Genomic DNA, 22825 nt, shown 5'->3' with positions numbered 1-22825 from the left:
CTTGTATATACATGATTTAATCTTGTATATACAAGAAGTTGAAAGCGTTATACTAAAATCTTTTACGCTACTTCATTTCGCAAGAAAGGAATGAGCATGGATGGAAGCAATGAACAAGGCTTTAATTCCTCAAGATCAGGACTGGTGGCGCAAATCGGTCGTTTATCAGGTCTATCCCAAAAGTTTTAACGATACGACGGGCAAAGGAACCGGTGATATAAAAGGACTGACACAAAAGCTGGATTATCTGCAAGGACTGGGTGTCGATATTATCTGGTTGCAGCCTGTATATGTCTCGCCACAGCGTGATAACGGGTACGATGTAGCTGATTATTGCCGGATTAATCCTGACTATGGAACAATGCAGGATTTTGAAGAATTAAGCCAGGAAATTCGGGCACGTGGGATGCACTTGATGATCGACATCGTGGTTAATCATTCTTCTACAGAACATGTCTGGTTTCAGAAGGCACGGCTTTCTAAGGATAGTGAATATAGGGACTATTATATCTGGCGTGACCCAGCACCTGATGGAGGGCCTCCAAATAACTGGATTTCTAAGTTTGGTGGACCAGCTTGGCAATATGACGAGGTCACAAACCAATATTTCCTAACCCTGTTTGATAAGACTCAGGCGGATTTAAACTGGGCAAATCCCAAAGTCCGTCAGGAAGTTGTTGATGTGCTGGAATTTTGGGCAGAGAAGGGAGTTAGTGGCTTCCGGCTCGATGTCATTAATTTGATATCCAAAGATCAGCAATTCTCAGACGACGATGGAAGCACGGCTCCTGGTGACGGGCGTAAGTATTATACGGATGGTCCGCATGTGCATGAATACCTTCATGAATTACATGAGAAAGTATTTTCAGGGTATAACAGCGTCACGGTAGGGGAGATGTCCTCCACCTCACTGGATCACTGCATCCGTTATTCCAATCCAGACAGAAAAGAGTTATCCATGACCTTTAATTTCCATCATTTGAAGGTGGATTATCCAAACGGGCAAAAGTGGGAACTCATGCCTTATGATTTTGAAAAGCTGAAAAAGCTATTCTCGGATTGGCAAATTGGCATGCAACAGGGTGGCGGCTGGAGTGCATTGTTTTTTAACAATCATGATCAGCCAAGAGCGATCTCTCGCTTTTTGGATGATAGCGAATACCGTGTAGAAAGTGCCAAGCTACTGGCTACCACGCTACATGGACTTCAGGGAACACCTTATATATTCCAAGGTGAAGAGATTGGTATGGCTAATCCGCAGTGGTCAAATATTGAAGAATTTCGGGATGTTGAATCTCTGAATATGTATCGTATCTTACAGGAGCAGGGCAAAAGTGCAGAAGAAGCTTTGGATATCATTCGAGAGCGGTCCCGTGATAATTCAAGAACACCGATGCAGTGGGATAACACTCGCAATGCGGGATTCACTACAGGCACGCCTTGGATAAAAGTAGATGAACGATATCCACAGATCAACGTTCAGTCTCAGTTGGAGGACCCGAATTCGATCTACAATCATTATCGTGAGCTGATTCGTCTGCGTAAGACGGTACAGGTCATTACCGATGGGACTTATCAACGCTTGGATGAAGCTCATCCTCAGGTCTATGCCTATCAGCGCAGCAATGAGCAAGAGACTTTGGTCGTCATCTCTAATTTTAGCGGACAGGATGTACAATTCCGTATACCGGATTCATTTTATTCATCTATAGAAAATAAAGGGCTGGATGCGGCTGAGCTTTTAAGCGGTAATACCCAGCATACTCCGAAGCTAAATCAGGTGGTCTCTTTGACTCCGTACGCTTCCTATATGTGGATTGTTCGTTAACCTTAGTGAATCGTATGAAAAATATCTAGTAGTCCCCCGGCAGTACATTCATTTTAAGCCGGGGTGGCTGCTTTAAAAATGAGCAAACGTCGAGGGAGTGGACTAGATGGCGATTGAAAGAGCACAGGTGGAAGACATTATAAAAGCCGTTGGTGGTAAAGACAACATAGAGGCCTCTACGCATTGCGTAACTCGTCTGCGATTTGCCCTGTATGATGATAAGCTGGTCGATAAAGAAGCACTCGAACAAAATGATCTGGTCAAAGGTCAATTTTCTTCACAAGGACAGTATCAGGTCGTGATTGGTCCAGGTCTGGTAGATAAGGTATATGATGAAATGATCTCCATTACAGGAGGCAGCCGGGCTTCTAAGGACGATGTTAAAAATGCGGCTAGTAAAAAACAAAATCCGATTCAGCGTGCCATTAAGACACTGGCAGATATTTTTATTCCCATTTTGCCCGCGATCGTCACTGCAGGTTTACTGCTTGGTATAAATAATATTTTGACAGGTAAAGGAATCTTTTTCGAAGGAATGTCTCTGGTTCAGGTCTATCCTCAATGGACTGACTTTGCAGCAATTATTAATACCATTGCCAGCACCGCATTTACATTTCTACCTGCCTTGATTGGATGGTCGGCTGTTGTCCGGTTTGGCGGTAGTCCTTTACTCGGGATTGTACTGGGCTTGATTCTGGTTCATCCGGATCTGCTAAGTGCATACAGTTATGCGGATGCCGTTACCAAAGGAACCGTTCCGGTGTGGGATTTGTTTGGTTGGCAAGTGAACAAGATCGGTTATCAAGGACAGGTTTTACCCGTTTTAGTATCCGCTTACGTGCTCGCACAGATTGAGAAATTCCTCAATAAAAAGATAGCGGATTCATTTAAGCTGTTGCTCGTAGCACCGATTACCCTATTAATCACAGGATTTCTTGCTTTTACAGTGATCGGTCCAGTTACTTTTATGATTGGTAATGCAATTACGTCTGGTCTTGTATACGTTTTCGATTTGGCTCCTGCGCTGGGTGGCCTGATTTATGGAGGCTTTTACTCCTTGCTCGTGATCACGGGAATGCATCATACTTTCCTGGCGGTGGACGTGCAATTAATTGGTACGCAGGGTGGCACGTTCTTATGGCCGATGCTGGCGCTGTCCAATATCGCTCAGGGTGCCGGAGCATTGGCAATGATGCTGGTATTAAAGGAGCAAAAGGGAAAAGGATTAGCGTTTACCTCTTCCGTGTCTGCATTTCTCGGTGTAACCGAACCTGCCATTTTCGGGGTGAATATCCGGTATAAATATCCGTTTGTATTCGCAATGGTCGGTTCCGGTATCGCAGGTATCCTGCTTACTGTAAATCATGTAATGGCTTCTTCCATTGGTGTAGGAGGGATTCCAGGCTTCTTGTCTATTTTCCCAAACAACTGGGGAGTATTCTTCGTCGGGATGGCAATTGTATTGATTGTGCCGTTCGCTTTAACCCTCTTGTATGGGAAAGTGCTAAATAAGCGCCGTCAGACACCAGCTACGACACCAGCTAACGACTCCGCACAAACAGATTCGGATCGCCACCATTCTGCACTGAATGTGCTGGAAGTAAAGACTCCGATACTGGGGCATGTTGTGCCATTGGAGCAGGTTCCTGATCCGGCTTTTGCCGAACGGCAGATGGGCCAAGGCATTGCAGTGGAACCGCAGGATGGCCGAATTCTAGCCCCTTTCAGTGGGAAGGTCATTCACATCATGGTGAAAAGCAAGCATGCCTTGATTTTGGAGCATCCGACAGGTGTACAGATTCTGGTACATGTAGGAATCAACACGGTGTCATTAAAGGGAGAAGGATTCACCATGCATGTGGAGACAGGCCAAACCGTGGAGCAGGGCCAGCTTCTGATGGAATTTGACCGTGAGCTGATCCAGAAATCGGGTTACCCTATTATTACACCGATTATTGTCCCTGACGGGCAGAATATCATTGAATCAATTGAAGAATTGCCAGGCGAGGCGAACGATCTGCAATATGTCTTAATGAGAATCCATTTGAATTCTTCATCGGATAATACGAATTAAGTCAGATTCATCCTGCTAGCCTTTTTTAGTAACTTGGTCAGTGAAAGAATGCTACAATAAACGTGGTGATGAAATTGACTAAGAATATATTTTTGCAAATTTATCAAGAATACTCGGGACGAATTCAGACAGGCGCATTGGCTCCAGGCTCGAAAATGCCCTCTGAAAATGAACTGGCCCGGGAGTATAGCACTTCTCGTGAGACCGTGCGTAAGGCACTTCACTTGCTTGCACAAAATGGGTATATCCATAAAATAAAGGCCAAAGGATCTTTTGTTCTGGATATCGGACGGATGGATTTTCCGATCGGGGGATTGGTCAGTTTTAAAGAAATGTCTGAGCGGATTGGGCGTAAATCACAAACCATTGTTCATGAAAATCAGTTGATTCCCGTTCCAGATGATATAGCTGCTCATCTTGAGATTGACAAAGACAAGTATTGGGTCTGGAAAGTCATTCGTGCACGTGAAATTGAAGGTGAATGCGTCATACTGGATAAAGACTACTTTCGCTCAGACATTGTACCTGTGCTTACCGAGGACATTAGCCGGGAATCCATCTACGAATATCTGGAGGGAGAACTCCATCTTCCAATCAGTTATGCCAAAAAGGTCGTTTCTGTAGAAGATGCAGATGAAGAAGACCGCAGGCTGATGGATCTCCTGAACTACACTCATGTGGTTGTAGTACGTAACTATGTTTATCTGGAAGACACCACATTGTTCCAGTACACGGAATCAAGACATCGGCTGGATAAATTTCAATTCGTCGATTTTGCCAGACGTTCGCACGGTGAAGAAAGAAATCTGACTTTTTAAGCTGACCTCTTCGAGTTGATCCAATGACGATTGATTAAATCAGAATAGTTCACTATGTTAAAACCCCCTCTTCATAAGAAGAGGGGTTCCTTTTTGACTTTCAGGGCAAATTTTCGAGTGGGTTTCTGACTATTCAGCAGAGGAACCTAAATCCGTAATGGTAAGTTTAATATCAAAGGTTACAGGGATTTTGCTGAATTTATAATCCCAATCTTCTTTTACTTTTTTCCACACCTGCGGTTTTTCAATTTTTAGATGATCACCAAACCCGGCAACATCGACTTTATATTCGGCTTGTAATTTGTGCAGAAGAGACTTAATCCTTTGCGTCACTTGCTTTTCAAACTCTTGTTCAGCTTCTTTTATGTTTCGCGTCTTGGTCGGGTCTATCTTCTCATCCCAGTTTTCGATTAAGCGTCCTTCGGATTCAATTTTTACGTGAAACGAGATATCCTCGCCCTTGGCCACTTTAGTGGTGATTTTGCTTTTTACTGATTTGATTTCATAGGTTATGGCTTCATTCCGCTTGTCATACGTTTTGACAGCTCCGCCCTCAACATCACCCTTAATCCATCCAATACTCTCCACGTCTTGTTGTCCCAAAGCACCGATCCAGTGACCGGTATCTCCTTTGATAATGCCAGCACCTGAAAATTCTAATTCACCCTCAGACTCACTTATATTTTGTAATATATAGCTTTTTTTAGAGTGTATTAACCCATCCAATTCAGACAGATTAACTCCTCTCATCACTTTGCTGGTTCTAAAATGGTTCCGAAGCATATTTAAAATGTGAATGGATGGAATTTCTCCCTTGTATTTGGTAACTAAGGTGTTGGCTGCCCGTTCCTTACTTAAAAAAACCTCACAGCTCGGACGAATATCATTATCACGAAGCACAAAATCCATTAATTGCTGAATCGTCTGTTGTTTTGCTAATTCGGTAGAAACCACCATGACTTTTAGATGGTGACCTATAATAGGGCGATCCAAACGGAGGGAGAGTTGCCGAAAGATTTCAAGCAAAGAATCTCCTGTGCTGGTTATGTTGTTATAGTTTGGTTCTTGTCCCCCTCCTCCGCCTTTCTGGTTTGGGCCTCCAGCTGATTTTTTTGGGACGATTTGTATGCTGGCCGAAATTTTGTTTTTCTTAAAGTACCGGCTGCCTTTCTTCTCCAGCTCCTGCTCCAATGGACTTAGCTCCCCCCGATCGAGAGCCAATCCTGTATATATGCTAAGCTCCTCTATTTCTTTGCTGCTCCAGCAGCCGACTTGAGTGACCATAAGAATGGAGGCAAGCAGTACAGATAGGATGGACCGTCTATACATTTTGCTTCATTCCCTTCCTCCTGATCATCAATACGATGGAGAGAAATACCGGTATCATCAAAAATAATATGATCCCCATGTATCCGATCGCGTCGCCGAGACTAAACACTTCCATCATACGAATAGGGGTCATGGTGGAGATAAAGATTAACGGAATCAAGCCAAAAATCGCATAACGATATTTAACACCAAACACCTGTGAGACACCTAAGGATGCGTTGAAGAAAAAACTGCAGAAATTACAAAACATTTGCATCACCCAGATCACCAGCAAGGGAAACTCCAGACGTTCAAAAAGAAATCCGGGAATCTCAAAACTGCGCATCAAATTAATGGTAGGCCAAGTACTGGTCACAGTAGAATCGACCGATAGTCCGCCGATCACCATAAATACGGTCAAAAAATACAAAACTAAAGGGATACAGATACCCGCTGCCATGGCCTTAAATGCTTTTTCGGGGTGCTGCATAAAGGCGACCAGCGTCATGACGACTTCACATCCAGCGAAGACAAGAATCGTCGATTTTAGCCCCTTGATGACGGGGAAAATCCCATCACTCAATACGGGACGAAGATGATCAATTTGAAAGATTCTTAAGCTGAAAACAAAACAGAGAAGCAGAAAGAAGAGACTGATCGGAAGTACAATTTGATACAGCCTGGCGATGGAATTAATGCCTCCAAAAATCAAATAGCTCCCTATCCAGATGAATGGAATCACAATCGCCCAGATAGGTGTGCCTTCAAGTAGGAAAAAAATGGTTACCTCAGCTAACACACGGATCTCAAATCCGGCTATGATTATAAAGTATATAATCAATAGCACGCTTAAAAATCCTCCCGGAACAGTGCCCACAATTCTCCTGGAGTATTGATATATGGTGTTTCCGGGAAACTGTTGACTTAATTTCACCATGACCCAGATGACGAGTATGACAATACCTCCACCGATGAGGACGGAAAGCCATGCATCTGGAGTCTGTACCTGTTCAGTTACACCTCTCGGCAGTGTCAAGATCCCTGCGCCCAATACGGTATTAGTCAGGAATACAGCCGCCTGTTTAGTTGTGATCTTATCATCAGAGCGTCTAAACACAGTAGCTCCTCCTTCATATTGGGCATCATGATCGTCGTTTGCGTTGCTGTGTTTTCATCATTACAGGTCTTCGCTTCATTAGAGATAGAGGGGCCCGGATGTACACATCCTTCCAATCGCTTAGGCGCATGGGAGAAAAGGGAGTTACATAGGGTACACCAAAGCTGTTCAACTTCGTCAGATGGATACAAATTAGCAGAAAGAACAATATGGTTCCAAACATGCCCAGCATTGCTGCAAAGAACATTCCGGCGAAACGCAAGAGACGCAAGGTAATACCTGCACTGTATGTCGGTATCGAAAACGAAGAAATAGCAGTAACAGCAACTACAATCACCAAGAATGGGCTTACGATGCCCGCATTAACAGCAGCATCACCGATGACCAAGCCTCCCACAATGCCCATCGCAGGTCCAATGGGCTTGGGCAAGCGAATACCGGCTTCCCGTAAAATTTCGATAGAGATTTCCAAAATCAGAACCTCTATGACCGATGGGAAGGGGACGCCTTGACGGGTTCCGATAATGCTAATGATCAGTTTGGTCGGAATCAAACCGGGATGGAACGATATAAAAGAGATGTACAAAGCAGGACCCATAAGCGCTATAAACGCCCCGCTAAACCGCAGCAGACGTAAAAGTGTTCCTGGAATCCACCGCTCATAATAGTCCTCGGGAGATTGAAGCAGCATACTGAAGGTCACCGGGACAATAAGTGCAAAGGGGGTGCCATCCAGTAAGATCGCAATTCTTCCCTCCAATAAAGCATTAATAACACGGTCGGGACGCTCTGTGTTATGAGCCTGCTGGAATGGACTTAAATAATTGTCTTCGATGAGTTGTTCCACATAACCGGATTCCGGTAAAAAATCCATGTCTATTTTTGAAATCCTGCGCTTCACTTCTTCAAGGAGATCCGGATTCACAATATCTTTTATATACGCGATAACCAGGTCCTTTTTGATTCTGCTTCCCACTTGAAATTTCTTCATTTCCAGACTTTTATTTAAGCCCTGGCGTCGAAGCATCGAAGTGTTTTCACTCAATACTTCCGTGAAACCGATTCTGGGTCCCCGGAGCAACGATTCAGAGGTTGGTTCATTGACGGAGCGTATAGCGCCGTTAGGCGAGCCCACCAGCAGTGCTTCTTTCATTCCTTCAATTAATAAGACGGTATGGCCTAAAAGGATGAACTCATATAGTTCCTCCATACTGGTAACTTCACTAATTTGCGTAATTGGCATCAGGCTTTCCTTTATAAAAGAGTTACTCAACCCCTCCGGCTGTTTCTGTTGATCCTGGCCCTGCCCGTCCTCAAACATCAAAACCTCTAAAACCTGCTTGCTCATAAGCTTTTCATCCTGCATACCTTCTATGAAGACTAACACGGACCGAGTATGAAATTTCTTCATCACAAACTCACGAAAATGCACATCACTATTTTGGCCTATAGCTTCACGAATTGCCTGTAAGTCGGAATCATAATTCCCGGTTACTTTAGGGCTTGGTTCATGTTTTTGATCAACATCTTCTTCGTGATGTTTGCCAGAGAGCGGACGACCGGAAGAATGTTTAGTTTTGGCTCCCTTACTGCCGACAAACGAAAAAAGCGAGTGGTTTATATAATAAATTCCTAAAGGAATAATCAACGCGAGACCAGCTTGAAAGAGTGTACTCCAGCTAGGAAAATACGAAATGATTTTGGACCACATGCGGATTACCTCCAAACCATTCAATTCATTGTCTCATTAGATATAAGTTGTTCATAAAGTATTCCTTAAAAAGGTTGTATTTACACATGAATTGAAAAGATTCATTTGATTCACTGTATCATTACCGGCTCTTACCATTATCCCTTGAAGTGAAATGGGGAAATCCCTAATAATTCATAATTACAACTCCATTGTGATCCGAATCACATATAGACCTATCTGCTGTATTAGAATAAGAAGCATAAACAGAATTTCATAGGAACGTAGGAGATGTCGTCGGATAGGGAATATCGTCGAATGAATGGAGGAACCGGTATATGATAAACAGTAAACAAAAGCTTGTGGTTATAGGGAACGGGATGGCTGGTATCAATACGGTCGAACAAATTTTAAAATTAACAGATAAGTACGAAATTACAGTTCTGGGGAGTGAACCGCATCCGAACTATAACAGGATCATGCTCTCTTATGTGCTGGAAGGTAGTAAAACAATAGATGATATCATACTGAACGATTTGCAATGGTATGCGGATCAAGGGATTACTTTATATACAGGAAAAATGGTTAAAAGCATCGACGGTGAGCACAAGAAAATTCACACCGAAGACGGACTGGAAATTGATTATGATGTGGCTTTGGTAGCCACTGGTTCACAATCGTTTATTCTGCCTATTCCGGGCAAAGAGTTACCAGGCGTTATTGGTTTCCGAGATATTGCCGATTGCTCGGCAATGCTTGAGGCGGCGAAAACCTATAAAAAGGCAGCTGTCATTGGCGGAGGTCTGTTAGGGCTGGAGGCAGCTAAAGGCTTGGTCAATCTCGGGATGGATGTTACGGTCGTTCATCTAATGGAAGATTTGATGGAACGTCAGTTGGACCGGGAAGGCTCTGCGATGTTGAAAGCAGAACTGGAACGTCAGGGAATCAAGTTTGCTATGCAAATGCAAACTGCGGAAGTGTACGGTCAAGATCGGGTACAAGGACTGCGCTTCTCGGATGGAAGCGAGCTGGAGGCAGATTTGGTTGTAATGGCCGTCGGAATTAAGCCTAATATCCAGGTAGCTATAGAAAGTGGTATGGAAACGAAGCGCGGGATTGTGGTCGATGATTTCATGAGAACCTCCATGCCGGATGTATACGCTGTAGGGGAATGTGTTGAGCACCGTGGAATTTGCTACGGTCTGGTAGCTCCGCTGTTTGAACAGGGAAGTGTGATTGCCAAGCATTTGGCAGGCGTGGATACGGAAGGCTATGCAGGATCGGTAGTTTCCACCAAGCTTAAAATTTCAGGGGTAGATGTTTTCTCAGCTGGCGAATTCATAACTCAGCCTGAGCATACGGCGATTGTAGCGAAGGATGAGTGGAAGCGAACATACAAAAAGATACTGCTTCGTGATAATAAAATTGTTGGTACTGTACTGTTCGGCGATGTGAGTGAATCTGCTAGTCTGCAAAAATATGTGCGTCAGCAAACGGAAATGACAGATGAGATCTATGGACAGATCATGGGTACTGGATGTGGCAATCACGGGGCTAAAACGTCATCCGTTGAAACCATGGCGGACGATGAAATTGTCTGCGGCTGTAACGGTGTGACTAAAAAGGCAATTGTGGAAGCTATCAATGAAAATGGACTAACCACCGTTGATGAAATTAAGGCATGTACCGGAGCTACGCGTTCCTGCGGAGGATGTAAGCCCGTTGTTGAGCAAATTTTGCAATATGTTCTTGGAGACAGCTTCAAAACATCAGCCAAGCAAGGAATATGTGGTTGCACAACCTTGAGCCGGGACGAGATTGTTGAAGCAATCAAAACTAAAGGGCTGACCACTACGCGTGAAGTGATGAATGTACTCGGTTGGCATAATGATGAAGGATGCTCCAAATGCCGTCCGGCGCTGAATTATTACTTGGGTATGATTAACCCTGATACCTATGAAAATGAGGGAGATTCCCGGTTTGTAAATGAGCGATTGCACGCGAACATTCAAAAGGATGGAACGTTTACAGTGGTGCCAAGAATGTACGGCGGGGTAACGACTCCAGAAGATTTGAAGAAAATAGCTGATGTATCGCTTAAATACAACGTTAAAGTAGTTAAAGTAACTGGGGGACAACGGCTGGATTTGATTGGTGTCCGTAAAGAAGATCTGCCTAAAGTGTGGGAAGAACTCGATATGCCTTCGGGATATGCGTACGCGAAGTCGCTTCGTACGGTGAAAACCTGTGTTGGATCGCAATTTTGCCGTTTTGGTACACAGGACTCGATGGGCATGGGCGAAGTGCTGGAACGGAAATTCGAACGATTGGATTTCCCGGCAAAATTCAAATTAGCGGTTAATGGTTGTCCACGCAACTGTGCGGAATCATGTACGAAAGATATCGGAATCGTAGGCAACGATGGGGGCTGGGAGATCTTTATCGGTGGAAACGGCGGTATTAAAGCACGGTTGGCTGATTCACTCTGTAAAGTAAAAACCGACGCTGAACTGATTGATATTGTAGGAGCCGTGATGCAATTCTACCGGGAAACAGGGCAATACCTGGAACGTACCTCCGAGTGGGTGGAACGGATCGGTCTGGAAGAGATTCAGAAGGCTGTCGTTAACGATACAGCTAATCGACAAGCTTTAATAGAACGCATTGAATTTGCATTACAACAGCTCGAAGACCCATGGAAAAAGATCATCCATGATGAGGATACACGCAAAAATCTATTTGAGGCTGTTACTCCGTCTATTGTGTAAAATTGCATCTAAAATGCCTGAGGAAGGAAGCGAGCAAGCAAATGATCAAGAATGCCGAATGGCTTGTTGTCGGTCATAGTAAGGATTTTCCGATCAGAATAGGACGCACTATCCACGTCAAAGGTGCTGAAATTGCTGTTTTCCGCACTTCGGAGAATAAGCTGTATGCTGTTGAAAATAGTAATCCTCACCCCAAAGGTGGTCCTCTTACAGAGGCAATAGTATCTGGTCATTATATTTATGATCCTTTGTATGACTGGAAAATTGATTTGCAAACAGGCCTCGTTCAAGAGCCTGACCATGGACAAATTAAAACGTTCGCCGTCTGTGAAGAGGGAGAAGTAGTGAAAATATCGCTTGAAACGGTTTAATTCACTTGAGGGAATGCATAAAAAGGGCTCGACAGGAACAATCCTGCGGGGCCCTTTTTGTTTTGGATCAGGTAATAGTGACACCTGCACTTGCGTAACCCACCACGGTATTGACGAGGGAGGCACCTGTTGCAGTGGCAGAGAAAACCATAAGCAGACGGGTTTGCGCGGTTACGGGGATAGCCAATCCAGTAGCAATCCCACTAGAAGTCGTTCCTAAAGCAATATTGCCAGTCAGTGGAGGGGTCAATGTAACGGCAGCTCCGGGAACAGATATAAAGGTGTTATTAGGTGTTGGGGAACTGAACAACTGGGCAGTGATGCTTATAGATGAACCGACGAGGTTTAGTGCAACCGTATTGCTGAAATAGCCGGCAATGGATGTGATCACACCATCCCGTGGAACGGAGAAAGCAAAGTTAATAAGTGGTCCTACAAGTGTACCTGTGAGGTCAATGGTTCCACTTACGAGGCTTATCCCTGTTGCCGAGCTTCCAAAGCCGATTAAACTTGTAGTTCCCACAAGCCCGCCGGCAACGGTCGTCAAAATTGCCGGTCCACCCGAAGCAAACGGGATGATTGCTCCCGAACCGGTGGCTCCAGTAACGCCTGTGGCTCCGGTAGCTCCGTCAGCACCTGTTGCCCCCGTGGCGCCAGCAGGCCCGGCCGCACCAATCGCGCCCGGCAAGCCGTCAGCGCCAGTCGGTCCTGTGGGCCCAGCAGGCCCGGCAGGCCCCACAGGTCCAGCGGGTCCCGGTGGCCCGACCAAGCCATCTGCGCCCGTAGCGCCTGTGGCGCCTGTCACACCCCCGGCAGGTCCAGCAGGTCCCTCAGGTCCAGCGGCTCCGACAGGCCCGGCAGGTCCGGCAGGTCCAGCTGCCCCGACAGGCCCGGGGAGCCCGGGAGGACCTTGTGGGCCCGGTACACCTGCGGGACCAGGTGCACCACCCGGCCCGACAGGTCCCGGTGGCCCCTGTGGGCCGGGATTCCCTGACAAATACGGTTTACTTAATGCGTTGCTAACCGTCGTTCCGGCAGTTCTGATGGCACGGATTAAACCGTCTTTTAGCGTTGGATTGAGGGATTCCTGTAGAACGATGGACAATAGGGCATCCAGCAGTTGCTGTAATGTAGTCCCTACGCTGATCGGGGAGAAAGGCTTGGCTTCTAGTGCTACAATAGCAAGCTCCAATGCCGCCAGTAAATCTGCCTTACCTCCGCCCCTAAGTCTCAAGCTTTTCGTCAGAACCAGCAATTGTCTTAAAATCTGTTGTAATAAAGATACATTAGCCGCAGAAGGGTTGGCGAATAGAAGGGGGACGATCGAGGTTAATTCATTAATAAGCTTGAGAAGCGCTTCGATATTTCTATTTTCTCTTATGGGTTTGCAGTCCTCGTCTTTTTTTGAAGATCCACTGAACCTGAACGATCTTTTATGTTTCATGCTCAAATATCTCCTCCTCATTCATCCTGCTGTAGAGGTGACAGATGGTTAATCGCCCCATTTTACAGATATTCATAATATATTTATGGAAGTAAAAAGGGTGAATGCACAAGCAAAGCTTTATAAAATATCGATAACAAAAACGCGGTTCCCAAATAGCTTGGGACCGCGCTTTCGCGTGTAGTCTATTAGATTTATACGTGTTCAACAGCTTTATTTGAAAATACGTATCAGCAATTCAGCCATCTCGCCTCTGCTAATGGCGGCTTTCGGTTTAAGCGTTCCATTAGGATAACCACTGATCCACCCCGAACCTATGGCATTCTCGAATGCTGCGGAAGCCCAGGAAGCAATCTGCTGATTATCCTTGTAGGATTGCAATCCTGTAGGGCTGGAAGCAGACGTCTGATTCTGCATCGCATGTGACAGGATCACCATCGCCTGTTCACGGGTAAGGCTCTCCTCAGGTCCGAACGTCTGGGTGGTTAACCCTTGAATCCATCCTTGACGGTATGCAGCTTCCACGGCTGATCCAGCCCAGTGTCCCTTCATATCTGTAAATGAGGTAGACGGGCTCTCGTCTCCAGTAGTTCCTAAAGCTCTAATCAATACGGCTACAAATTCTGCACGACTTACCGCACGTTCAGGGCGCATGTTGCCGTCTTTATAGCCCTGCATCCAGCCTTTGGCTGCAAGAGATTGTAGTGACTTCGCTGCCCAGTGATCTTGTAGGTCTGGCCATACCTGTGCTTGCGCTTGCGAATCTGATGAAAGGATGGGGTCATTTTGTACATGGGCCTGATCCATCTGAGACGCATCCGTAGAGACGGCAACGGCAAAGGTGCCTAACCGAGGTGTATTCACGCTCACACCCGACAAAATTCCTTGTGAATTCATTACAGCAGTGCCTTTTAGAACCTCGTGCTCACCATTTTCATACCTCACAAGAACGGAGAATTGGGGGTTCAGATTCTGCAATTCATTTGAGGATTCGCTATCCAGCGGCAGAACGATGGACGCAGTCCCTGTCACGGTACCTTTAATTTCTACAGCCTGCCCGATCAGCTTTAGATTGGATTGCTGCTCAGCCCAGGCGCGGAATTGCTGATCTGCCTGCTGGAATGAGATGGTGACGTCCTGCTGACCTGAGGCGCCCATGCTGGCTAGCGTGTCACTCGATAGCATCAGTGTTCCATATCGGGAGATCACCGAAGCTCCAATCCGATCCCATTTATTCAGTACAGAATGAGTCAGGAGAACACGACTCAATTGCTTCTCCTGCTCCAAGCGAATATTAGCGTATGTCTTGCCTTCGCGAAGTGCTTGTTGGATCTGTTCATCCAGAAATGCCGCCGAAGGAACATAGAGGGAGACCGTTTTTCCTTGTTCGGAAAATTCTAAATGTTGTTCGGCAGTAGATAGATCCTGATCCTCATTTTTATCTTTATTAGACTTGCCAGTATCCACACTCACTTTAGCGGGGACGGGGACTTTTATGGCCTGTGTTAAAGCATGAGAACCATCGCTTACCTTCATCACATCCAGCATGACATTTACAACGGAAGGAGTATCTGCTTTAAAAATAGTTCCGTCCGTACGCACGATGTCTGGCTGACTGCTACTGCTAATGGTCACACGGAAGCCATCAGGTACAGCAGGCAACCTAAGCAGTGTATCACTTGTTGTAGGGGCAGGTATGCTTGTGATGGAATCCGCAACACGCTGTGCGGTTAAGCCTTGCGGATACACTAGCCCAGAAGGAGCGCTTTTCATGCCGTTTGCGCTCTGCAATACATAATAGCTGGTTCCCTCGGATACAGGTGAAAATATATATTTTCCCTCACTCGAAGCGATTCCTTCCGCTATAAGCTCCTGCTGAGCGTTGTATAGCTCAAGCCGGGCGCCCGGTAAAGCACCTGTAACAAACACAGAGGCGATATCCTCATTGCCTGCTGTGGCTGCAACAGCACGGGGCAGCACGTTGATACGGCGTTCTGCTGGCTCTGCCGTCCAGCTTCCATTATCGCTATAAGCATAGTTTAATACGTATTCGCCAGGTACGTTTGTATCGACATTGCCGATACCTGAAAGTTCGGGAACCAGAATATTGCCATATACGCTGTCCAGTACACTGGCTCCCGGATCAGTGAAGGTGTCGCCAGTTTCCAGCACAATTGGATTATTGCCGTTCAATCGTACATAAGGTGTATTCGGCAATGCTTTCAGCACGGTAATCGTGAATGTTCTTTGGACAGAAGCTATACCTTTAGAAATCATAGCAATTAACTGTACATTCTTATCACCGTCAATATATTTAGGCCGATTTACCTGACCGCTGTCACTGAGGATATCCGGTTGATCTGAGGACCAGTCGATTCGGGTGTCGAATGCCCCTGTACGAGGCAGGGCGATAGAATCCTTAATCCCTTGCGGGTAATCCAGATTTAGTGTATTTGCCGCCAAATTCACTGCTTCATCAGCACTTACAGGTAATGCGGGTACGAGCAGGCTGAAGGTTTTTCGAAGCTCCACTCCGCCTCTTGACACAACCGCTTCAAGCGTGATGTTCTGATCGCCCTGTACGTAGGTCGGGAAGGTTACATGTCCAGTATGATCCAGGAACTGCGGCTGGCTCGACGACCATGATACCTGAACACCATTCAAAGCATCTTTGGGCAAATATACGTCTCCGGTTACGGTCGTGATTGGCAGTTCAAGTGCTTTATATGCTGCATTCACGGCTTCCGTATCGCTCATCGGCAGACGGAGTACGTGTGCAGCAAAATCCTTTGTTTTCGTTAAGCCTGCAAGTTGCAGGGTAGCTGTTAGGGTAACATCCGTATCTCCACTACTATAGGAAGGTCTGGTGAGTGTTCCATCTGCTGCAATGACAAGAGGTTTGGACGAGGACCATTCGATCTGCACTCCACCATAACCGGATAAAGGGAGTGATACATTTTCTTGTACCGCAGACAAATCACCCAGCGATAGGGCATCTGCTGCTTGATTTAATGTATCTTGAGCAGTCATCTTCGAAACGGTAACTTCAAAAGTTTGGGTATCCGAGGCGGTTCCTTTTGTAATCGTTGCTGTCAGTTTTATCTTTTGATCATCCAAATCGTACCGCGGGCGTATTACAGTTCCTTCGTTCGTAATGACGGCAGGAGTATCCGAGCTCCAGCTCACCGTCGTATCATTCAACCCCGTGAGTGGCAGTGTCAGCTTTTGGGATACTGAATCCACTGTGTCTCCAGGGGAGAAGCCTAAAGCAAGGGCGGCTTTGGCCTGTGCAACTTTTTCGGCATCGGTCAGAATATTCACTTTAACCTCTGTGGGAGTGCTCTCCCCCTTAGCATTCACAGCCTGAACCGTGTAGACTGCTTCACCTGGCGGTAATGCTGAAGTGTCTATGAACTGGGTTAAGTCGCCTGTATAGAGCGTTATGTTATCTCGTACGACTCTGTAGGAAGTTGCATAAGGAACGGCATCCCAGCTTAGCTCCACCGTATTTCCATTTTTAGTACCTGTAAAATGACCCGGAGCCTGCGGTACGGGTAATTGCTCCCCATAGGCTGCGAACTCCATGATGGAAGCCCATTGATTATTTCTGGCATTTCCTTGATCAATATATAACCGCAGATATCGAGCAGTAACAGGAGTAATGCTTTTTTGAAAATTAGAACTCCCATTATTCTGCACGGTATCCACAGTCTCCCAATTACTGCCGTTGCTGCTCGTCTGCAATCGGAAACTATACGGATCACGTTGATCGTTCCACCCGGAATGGACACCCATACCTGTAACCACGTATCGATCTACAATATACCAGTCTCTCAGATCTACCTGGATCCATTTTTCGCCATTGCTCGCCTGATACCAGCGACTTGTTGGTTCAATTGACCCATCCACAGCCTTGGAGGAATCGTAGGGCTGGGTGTAACCGCTGGATGTAGTTGGCTTGTTATACACTACATTTTCCCAACCGGCAGCATGGGCTTCATTCGTCGCTATGAGCAGGAACGCACCGCCGATCAACGGCATGAGTGGAACCAGCACACGGTAGGGGATTAACTTGTTGCGTGTGAAGTTGTTGCCTTCGAGCACGCTATCACCTCTTCTTCATTAAATAACACACCATTGAACGTACTCATATTACGGGCGGGACGGGTATTGCCCCTCGGTAGCGATGTAGTAGTTTACATTCGGCAACGGGGAAGCTCCGCGCAAGTCAGGCAATGCAAATGTACGCACTCCATCACCTCCAAAATTAGTGCCTAGCAGGCTGAATAATATTGAATTCTGAGAAATGTCTAAAAGCTGACCCTCGCATTTTAGCCAGCCCTTAGGAGCGTACATATACGGGTATATCGTAATTTCCCCGATATAAGGCTCGGGCGATGCTTGAGCCTGTTTGGGGTTGATTGCCGTTCCTCCTAACAAAATGACCGCCAGCAGACTCAATACGGCGGTTTTTTTCCAAAAGTGATTCTTCATACCTACAACTCCTTTTAGATTCGAATAATGGATCACGAATTCAACAAATTTGTGACATTAGTCATAGAATGAATAGATATTATCATGGATTTCCACTTTTGCAATACAGTTCATCTATCAAATTCCCCTTTTTATTCCTTTTATGAGTAAAGAAATTTGTTCCATCTGCCTCATCTTTCATGCATCTTTTTTCTAATCCAGGTAAATCTATATACAAATCGGGTGGAATTCAAGGAGGAATGAACGTGTGGAAGGTAATCATAAAACACATGCCCCATTGGACTGTGTGGATTGAGGCCTTATTTTTGTTCATTGTGCCTTTGCTTATCTTCTTGGCGGTACAGCAAATCAAAAATCTGGATGGCCGGGAAAGCAGACGCAGGGAGCGATTGAAGTTGCTGGAGGAACAGGATCGCTCGAAACATGCAGATCAGAACGCCCTTACAGATGAGAAGAAAGGGGAAGACTTTACCGCAGACTATCAGACCAATGTGGATAAAATGAGGCAAGCAGCCGCGGATATGGCGGACGTGAATGAACGCCCTATTTTTTTAGAAAATCTGGATGCTGCATGTACCCTTTTTTTTGTGGACGGCTTAACGGACAAGGTGGGTATGGATCAGAATATTTTAAAGCCGCTGATGGATTGGGGGAGATCCGAGCAAAAGGAGGAGGAGCTTCCACAAGGAGAAGCGCTGTCCAATATGATTATTCGCCAGATCATGCTTGTGTCGGAGACAGAATGCACATATGATGTACAGTTTGCTTTGCGAAAGGTGTTGTTTGGTTCAGTAATCCTCATCGTTGAAGGTATACGGGGCGCTTTTGTGCTGGGTACACCCAAGGGGAATAATCGAGGAGTTGAAGAGCCTATATCAGAGTCGGTGCTGCGAGGACCGCGAATCGGTTTTACGGAGACACTCAGCGATAACACGGCAATGCTCCGCAGACATGGGGAAAGTACGGAACTGGCGATGTCATCTTTTAAAGTCGGCAAAAGAGTGGAAAAGCAGCTAATGGTAGTATATTTCAGAGATATCGCTGATTCTGAGCTTGTAGATGAGGTAAAGCGGCGGATTAAGACCATTGATATGGATGAGGTGCTGGAGTCGGGCTATGTAGAACAGCTTATAGAGGATAACTTTCTTAGCCCGTTTGTGCATATTCAGAACACAGAGAGACCGGATCGGGTCATGGCCGCATTGCTGGAGGGACGTGTGGCAATTCTGCTGGATGGCACGCCCTTTGCGCTCATTGTGCCCGTCACGTACGGGATGATGTTCCAGTCTCCTGAAGATTATTATGAACGATGGATACCAGGGTCGCTGATTCGATTTCTTCGTTTCATGGCAACTTCGTTATCTTTGTTCACCCCGGCGCTTTATATTTCCTTTATCTCGTTTCATCCCGGACTGATTCCGACCAAGCTGGTCATTTCCATTATTAGTGCAAGACAGGGTGTTCCCTTTTCCACGCTCGTCGAAGCGCTGATTATGGAGATTGCCATCGAGATTTTGCGGGAAGCAGGAATTCGGCTGCCCAAACCCATTGGTCCGGCAATGGGGATTGTCGGCGGTCTGATTATTGGACAGGCAGCTGTCAATGCCGGGATTGTAAGTCCAATTCTGGTCATTGTGGTGGCTATTACAGCCATCTCTTCTTTTACTACGCCTGTATACAGTGCCGGCATTTCCATGCGTGTCCTCCGTTTTGCAGTCATGTTCGCGGCAGCCACCTTCGGTTTGTATGGAGTCATCATGTGTTTTCTGGTGATCAGTATTCATTTGGCTAAGTTGCAGAGCTTTGGTATTCCGTTCCTTAGTCTGATGGCTCCCCGTTCGTTGAGGGACTGGAAAGATTACCTCCTGCGGGCACCGTTTCAATTTATGAAAAACAGACCCATTCTATTAAAGCATAAAGACCCGAAGCGACGAGGATGAGTTCAATAAAGGAGGGATCAGAATGGCTCGCGGAAAAAAAATGGATCATATTACAACATTGCAAACGACAGCAATTGTCGTTAGCTTTATGCTGGCTGCCGGGTTGCTTACCCTTCCCAGAGTAGCGGTTGAAGTTGCAAAAACACCGGATGTGTGGATATCTGTCATTTTAGCAGGGGCTGCAACCTTTCTGCTCGGATGGATCATTATAAAACTAAGCCGACGATTTCCGGACAGTACATTTTACCAGTACGTTCAACAAATAACAGGCAAGGCCATTGGAAAAGGAATTGGCGCGGTGATCGTCATTTATTTTGTTTGTATTGCTGCATACGAAATCCGGTCCGTGGAGGAGGTAACAGCGTTTTTCCTGCTTGAAGGAACCCCGGCATGGGCCATTTCAGCCCCTTTTATGTGGGCCTCCTTATACTTGTGTATGGGGGGGATAGGCGTATTAGGAAGAATATGTCAGATTATATTTCCGATTACAGCAGCGATCTTTTTATTGATATGTTTGCTGGGAATAAATGTTTTTGAATTGAATAACTTGCGTCCTGTCTTATCGGAAGGTGTAATGCCAGTACTTAGAACGGTTAAGACGACTGCCTTGACGTTAACGGGAATTGAGTGTCTGCTTATCGTTCTTTGTCGTATGGAAAAACCGGAGAAGGCCCCCAAGGCAATCGGATTGGCGATTGGAATCGCGGTCAGTTTTTATACAGCCACCTTGATCCTGTGCATTGGAGCCTTCTCAGTGGAAGGAGTCGTGGCCAGAACCTGGCCCTTTCTGGATTTGGCTCGCAGCTTTGAAGTGGAATATCTCGTACTTGAAAGGTTTGAATCCTTATTATTGTCCATCTGGATTATGCAAATTTTCAACACTTTCAGTATCGGTTTATATTGCGCTTCAATTGGGGTTTCGCAGATTTTGAATGTCTCTTATGCCAAGGTTCTATTTATCTTGCTCCCGTTCATTTACCTCATATCCCAAATACCCAGAAACCTCAATGAGTTGTTTTCTTTTGGAACAGTCCTCGGGAATGCAGCTTTCTTGTTGTTCTCCCTGCTTCCTCTGCCGTTGTTGCTTATTTCTCGCTGGAGGGGAGTAGGGTCGTGAAGAGCGTTCGATTTGGAATATTCGGCATGGCAGTTATCCTGATATGCAGTACAATTTCAGGCTGTTGGAGCAGCTCTCCGGTGGAGGATTTGAACCTGGAGACAGGTGTTGCTATGGATGTAGCAGAGCTATCTCCGCAAGAAGAGCAAATCAAACAAAAAGGAGGAGATTATCCGAGAAAAGAGTTAATTACGGGAACCTTTCAATTTATCATTCCCGAGCAAAGCGGCGGCTCCGATAAGTCGTCTTCACAAAAGAAAAAATTTTTTAATATTCAGGAAACGGGGGATTCGATCTTTGAGATCATAAGAGAAATTTCATTACGGACCAATCGCCCTCCTATCGGATTTCATTTAAAAACCGTTATTATTAGTTCCAGTCTGCTTCGCAAGATTCCGCTGTATGAGCTGCTTGACTTTTTTTTGGGCGATAACGATATTCGGCCTAGCGTCCAATTGCTGATTAGTACGGATAAGGCGAGAGATGCGCTTCAGGAGATTATCCCAGGGCAAATTCCGGCTTATGTCTTAAAGGATATCTTTGTAAGCCGCAAACGAAATTCGCGGCTGGCAAAGCCGGTTGCATTGGCCAAAGTGATCGGACCGATGAGGGCCAAAAGCAGTTTTATTCTGCCTAATATCATTACGGGGGAGAAGGGACTCAAGCTGGCAGGCGCTGGAATCATCAAGGGAAAGACACAAACATACGGTGGTTTTCTTAATGAATCTGAGGTCGAAGGGCTCATGTGGATGAGAGGAGAACTGAGTGGGGGGACTTTGAAGGGGATTGATCCCAAAACCAAAAAAAATATGGTATATGAAATCAAAAACGTGAAAAGCAGCATTAAGGCCATCGTACAAGGGGAGGACATATCTTTTCGCGTACGAATGACTTCAGAGGGACGGCTTTCGGAAAATTTTAGTCTGAATGAAGATTTGGGCAGTAACCGGCTGCTTGGCAAACAAGAGAGTGTTTTTCAGGAGAAAGTCAACTCATTGGCAGAACAAAGCGTAGCTAAAATGCGCGAATTACGTGCTGATGTTGGAGGCTTCGGAGAAGCCCTGCGGATTCAGCATCCTCAAGTATGGCGCAAGGTCAAAGCGGATTGGGATAATACCTTCAGCACGATTCCAGTAAAGGTTAGCACGGATATTCATATTGAAGACTATGGAGCTTCCAAAATACGGGCTGATTAATAGGATAACGAAAGCAGCCATTTCGCAGGCAGGGGGAAATCCTGCTTTGCTGAAATGGCTTTTTGTAACAGCTATTCTTCAAACAGGGATAGCGTTTCTTTCAGCCACGTAATATAGCTCTCTTCCCGATTAATGGCACGACTCAGCACCAAATAATGACCGAATTGACCAGAGCCGGGTACTTGATGATTCTCGTCCAGCCGTTGGAGGGATTTTCTACTTTCGTACAGGTATTCCAGTTTTTCTTCACGTTTGGCTATCTGATCCTCGAACAAGCGCTTGCTTTCTTCCTTGGGGATGGCTGCTGAGAAATACAGCATGAGCATAAACTCATCCTTTTCCGTTTCCGGCAGCTCTTTGGGGCTTAGTAGCCATTCCGTCAGCTCCTGGGTTCCTTTGGCGGTAATACAGTACAGCTTTTTTTCCAGCTTGGCTCCTGTAATGGAGGTGCGATATTCAATAAGTCCCTCGTCAGTCAACCTTTTGAGCTCGGGATAAATCTGACTGTGCTTGGCACTCCAAAATTGCCCGATTTCCTGCTTGAATTGGCTCGTAATATCGTAGCCGCTCATTTCCTCTTTGTGAACCAGACCCAAAATAGCATACTTTAATGTGCGTTTCAACGTAGTACTCCTCGCCATGGGTATTTGACAATAGTAT

General features: G+C 45.8%; 15 protein-coding genes. 8 read left to right on the top strand and 7 right to left on the bottom strand.

All coding sequences use genetic code 11. The features are described 5' to 3' along the window. Positions 1-100: 100 nt before the first annotated feature. The 3 genes from treC (at position 101) to treR (ending at position 4720) form a co-directional block, all read left to right on the top strand. Positions 101-1828, top strand: coding sequence for an alpha,alpha-phosphotrehalase (gene treC, locus ACQQ6X_RS24180; RefSeq protein ID WP_305167397.1), 1728 nt, complete (start codon positions 101-103; stop codon positions 1826-1828). A 106-nt stretch (positions 1829-1934) separates the two neighbouring features. Then, complete coding sequence (gene treP / locus ACQQ6X_RS24175) at positions 1935-3902, top strand: PTS system trehalose-specific EIIBC component (protein WP_305167396.1); 1968 nt, start codon at positions 1935-1937, stop codon at positions 3900-3902. A gap of 74 nt (positions 3903-3976) precedes the next feature. Next, positions 3977-4720 (top strand): trehalose operon repressor, encoded by a 744-nt coding sequence (gene treR / locus ACQQ6X_RS24170; RefSeq protein WP_305167395.1) that lies wholly within the window; start codon positions 3977-3979, stop codon positions 4718-4720. 129 nt (positions 4721-4849) lie between these two features. Here the strand turns inward: treR and ACQQ6X_RS24165 are convergent, their stop codons facing one another. The 3 genes from ACQQ6X_RS24165 to ACQQ6X_RS24155 are packed head-to-tail and all read right to left on the bottom strand — an operon-like array spanning position 4850 to position 8856. Continuing rightward, complete coding sequence (locus ACQQ6X_RS24165; RefSeq protein ID WP_305167394.1) at positions 4850-6049, bottom strand: Ger(x)C family spore germination protein; 1200 nt, start codon at positions 6047-6049, stop codon at positions 4850-4852. Then, a complete protein-coding gene (locus ACQQ6X_RS24160) occupies positions 6042-7145 on the bottom strand; it encodes a GerAB/ArcD/ProY family transporter (protein WP_305167393.1) in 1104 nt (367 codons plus the stop codon). The genes ACQQ6X_RS24165 and ACQQ6X_RS24160 overlap by 8 nt, the downstream gene beginning before the upstream one ends. 25 nt (positions 7146-7170) lie before the next feature. Continuing rightward, positions 7171-8856, bottom strand: coding sequence for a spore germination protein (locus tag ACQQ6X_RS24155; RefSeq protein WP_305167392.1), 1686 nt, complete (start codon positions 8854-8856; stop codon positions 7171-7173). Between the two features lie 317 nt (positions 8857-9173). Here ACQQ6X_RS24155 and nirB point away from each other — a divergent pair, with 317 nt between their 5' ends. Both nirB and nirD read left to right on the top strand, forming a co-directional pair. Continuing rightward, the gene (gene nirB / locus ACQQ6X_RS24150) at positions 9174-11603 is read left to right on the top strand and encodes a nitrite reductase large subunit NirB (protein WP_305167391.1); all 2430 of its coding nucleotides are present in this window, start codon (positions 9174-9176) and stop codon (positions 11601-11603) included. A 41-nt stretch (positions 11604-11644) separates the two neighbouring features. Further along, positions 11645-11974 (top strand): nitrite reductase small subunit NirD, encoded by a 330-nt coding sequence (gene nirD, locus ACQQ6X_RS24145; RefSeq protein ID WP_013369303.1) that lies wholly within the window; start codon positions 11645-11647, stop codon positions 11972-11974. 67 nt (positions 11975-12041) lie between these two features. On the opposite strand, the gene ACQQ6X_RS24140 is transcribed toward nirD, so the two are convergent. The 3 genes from ACQQ6X_RS24140 to ACQQ6X_RS24130 form a co-directional block, all read right to left on the bottom strand. Next, the gene (locus ACQQ6X_RS24140) at positions 12042-13418 is read right to left on the bottom strand and encodes an exosporium glycoprotein BclB-related protein (RefSeq protein ID WP_305167390.1); all 1377 of its coding nucleotides are present in this window, start codon (positions 13416-13418) and stop codon (positions 12042-12044) included. A gap of 213 nt (positions 13419-13631) precedes the next feature. Beyond that, complete coding sequence (locus ACQQ6X_RS24135) at positions 13632-17522, bottom strand: immunoglobulin-like domain-containing protein (protein WP_305167389.1); 3891 nt, start codon at positions 17520-17522, stop codon at positions 13632-13634. Between the two features lie 48 nt (positions 17523-17570). Further along, positions 17571-17912 carry a phage tail protein gene (locus tag ACQQ6X_RS24130; RefSeq protein ID WP_305167388.1) on the bottom strand — a complete coding sequence of 114 codons (342 nt, stop codon included), beginning with the start codon at positions 17910-17912 and terminating at the stop codon, positions 17571-17573. A gap of 239 nt (positions 17913-18151) precedes the next feature. Between ACQQ6X_RS24130 and ACQQ6X_RS24125 the strand changes: the two genes are divergently transcribed. From ACQQ6X_RS24125 to ACQQ6X_RS24115, 3 genes are read left to right on the top strand one after another with little or no spacing between them, the layout of a single operon-like run. Further along, a complete protein-coding gene (locus ACQQ6X_RS24125) occupies positions 18152-19852 on the top strand; it encodes a spore germination protein (RefSeq protein WP_430493505.1) in 1701 nt (566 codons plus the stop codon). A 22-nt stretch (positions 19853-19874) separates the two neighbouring features. Next, the gene (locus tag ACQQ6X_RS24120) at positions 19875-20969 is read left to right on the top strand and encodes a GerAB/ArcD/ProY family transporter (RefSeq protein WP_305167386.1); all 1095 of its coding nucleotides are present in this window, start codon (positions 19875-19877) and stop codon (positions 20967-20969) included. Continuing rightward, complete coding sequence (locus ACQQ6X_RS24115) at positions 20966-22165, top strand: Ger(x)C family spore germination protein (protein WP_305167385.1); 1200 nt, start codon at positions 20966-20968, stop codon at positions 22163-22165. The genes ACQQ6X_RS24120 and ACQQ6X_RS24115 overlap by 4 nt, the downstream gene beginning before the upstream one ends. A gap of 71 nt (positions 22166-22236) precedes the next feature. Here ACQQ6X_RS24115 and ACQQ6X_RS24110 read toward each other — a convergent pair whose 3' ends face one another. Beyond that, complete coding sequence (locus ACQQ6X_RS24110; RefSeq protein WP_305167384.1) at positions 22237-22788, bottom strand: PadR family transcriptional regulator; 552 nt, start codon at positions 22786-22788, stop codon at positions 22237-22239. Positions 22789-22825: the final 37 nt, after the last annotated feature.

The organism is Paenibacillus ottowii (genome assembly GCF_050516475.1).
Classification (GTDB): Bacteria; Bacillota; Bacilli; order Paenibacillales; family Paenibacillaceae; genus Paenibacillus; species Paenibacillus ottowii.
The sequence above is the reverse complement of the archived record's forward strand: the minus strand, read 5'-3'. Positions and strand labels throughout refer to the sequence as shown.

What these genes read in the sequence shown, in the direction of transcription:
- ACQQ6X_RS24165 (WP_305167394.1), bottom strand. Translation starts at nt 6,049, where the DNA reads ATGTATAGACGGTCCATCCTATCTGTACTGCTTGCCTCCATTCTTATG.
- nirD (WP_013369303.1), top strand. Translation starts at nt 11,645, where the DNA reads ATGATCAAGAATGCCGAATGGCTTGTTGTCGGTCATAGTAAGGATTTT.
- treP (WP_305167396.1), top strand. Translation starts at nt 1,935, where the DNA reads ATGGCGATTGAAAGAGCACAGGTGGAAGACATTATAAAAGCCGTTGGT.
- nirB (WP_305167391.1), top strand. Translation starts at nt 9,174, where the DNA reads ATGATAAACAGTAAACAAAAGCTTGTGGTTATAGGGAACGGGATGGCT.
- ACQQ6X_RS24125 (WP_430493505.1), top strand. Translation starts at nt 18,152, where the DNA reads ATGAACGTGTGGAAGGTAATCATAAAACACATGCCCCATTGGACTGTG.
- treC (WP_305167397.1), top strand. Translation starts at nt 101, where the DNA reads ATGGAAGCAATGAACAAGGCTTTAATTCCTCAAGATCAGGACTGGTGG.
- ACQQ6X_RS24140 (WP_305167390.1), bottom strand. Translation starts at nt 13,418, where the DNA reads ATGAAACATAAAAGATCGTTCAGGTTCAGTGGATCTTCAAAAAAAGAC.
- ACQQ6X_RS24155 (WP_305167392.1), bottom strand. Translation starts at nt 8,856, where the DNA reads ATGTGGTCCAAAATCATTTCGTATTTTCCTAGCTGGAGTACACTCTTT.
- ACQQ6X_RS24130 (WP_305167388.1), bottom strand. Translation starts at nt 17,912, where the DNA reads ATGAAGAATCACTTTTGGAAAAAAACCGCCGTATTGAGTCTGCTGGCG.
- ACQQ6X_RS24120 (WP_305167386.1), top strand. Translation starts at nt 19,875, where the DNA reads ATGGCTCGCGGAAAAAAAATGGATCATATTACAACATTGCAAACGACA.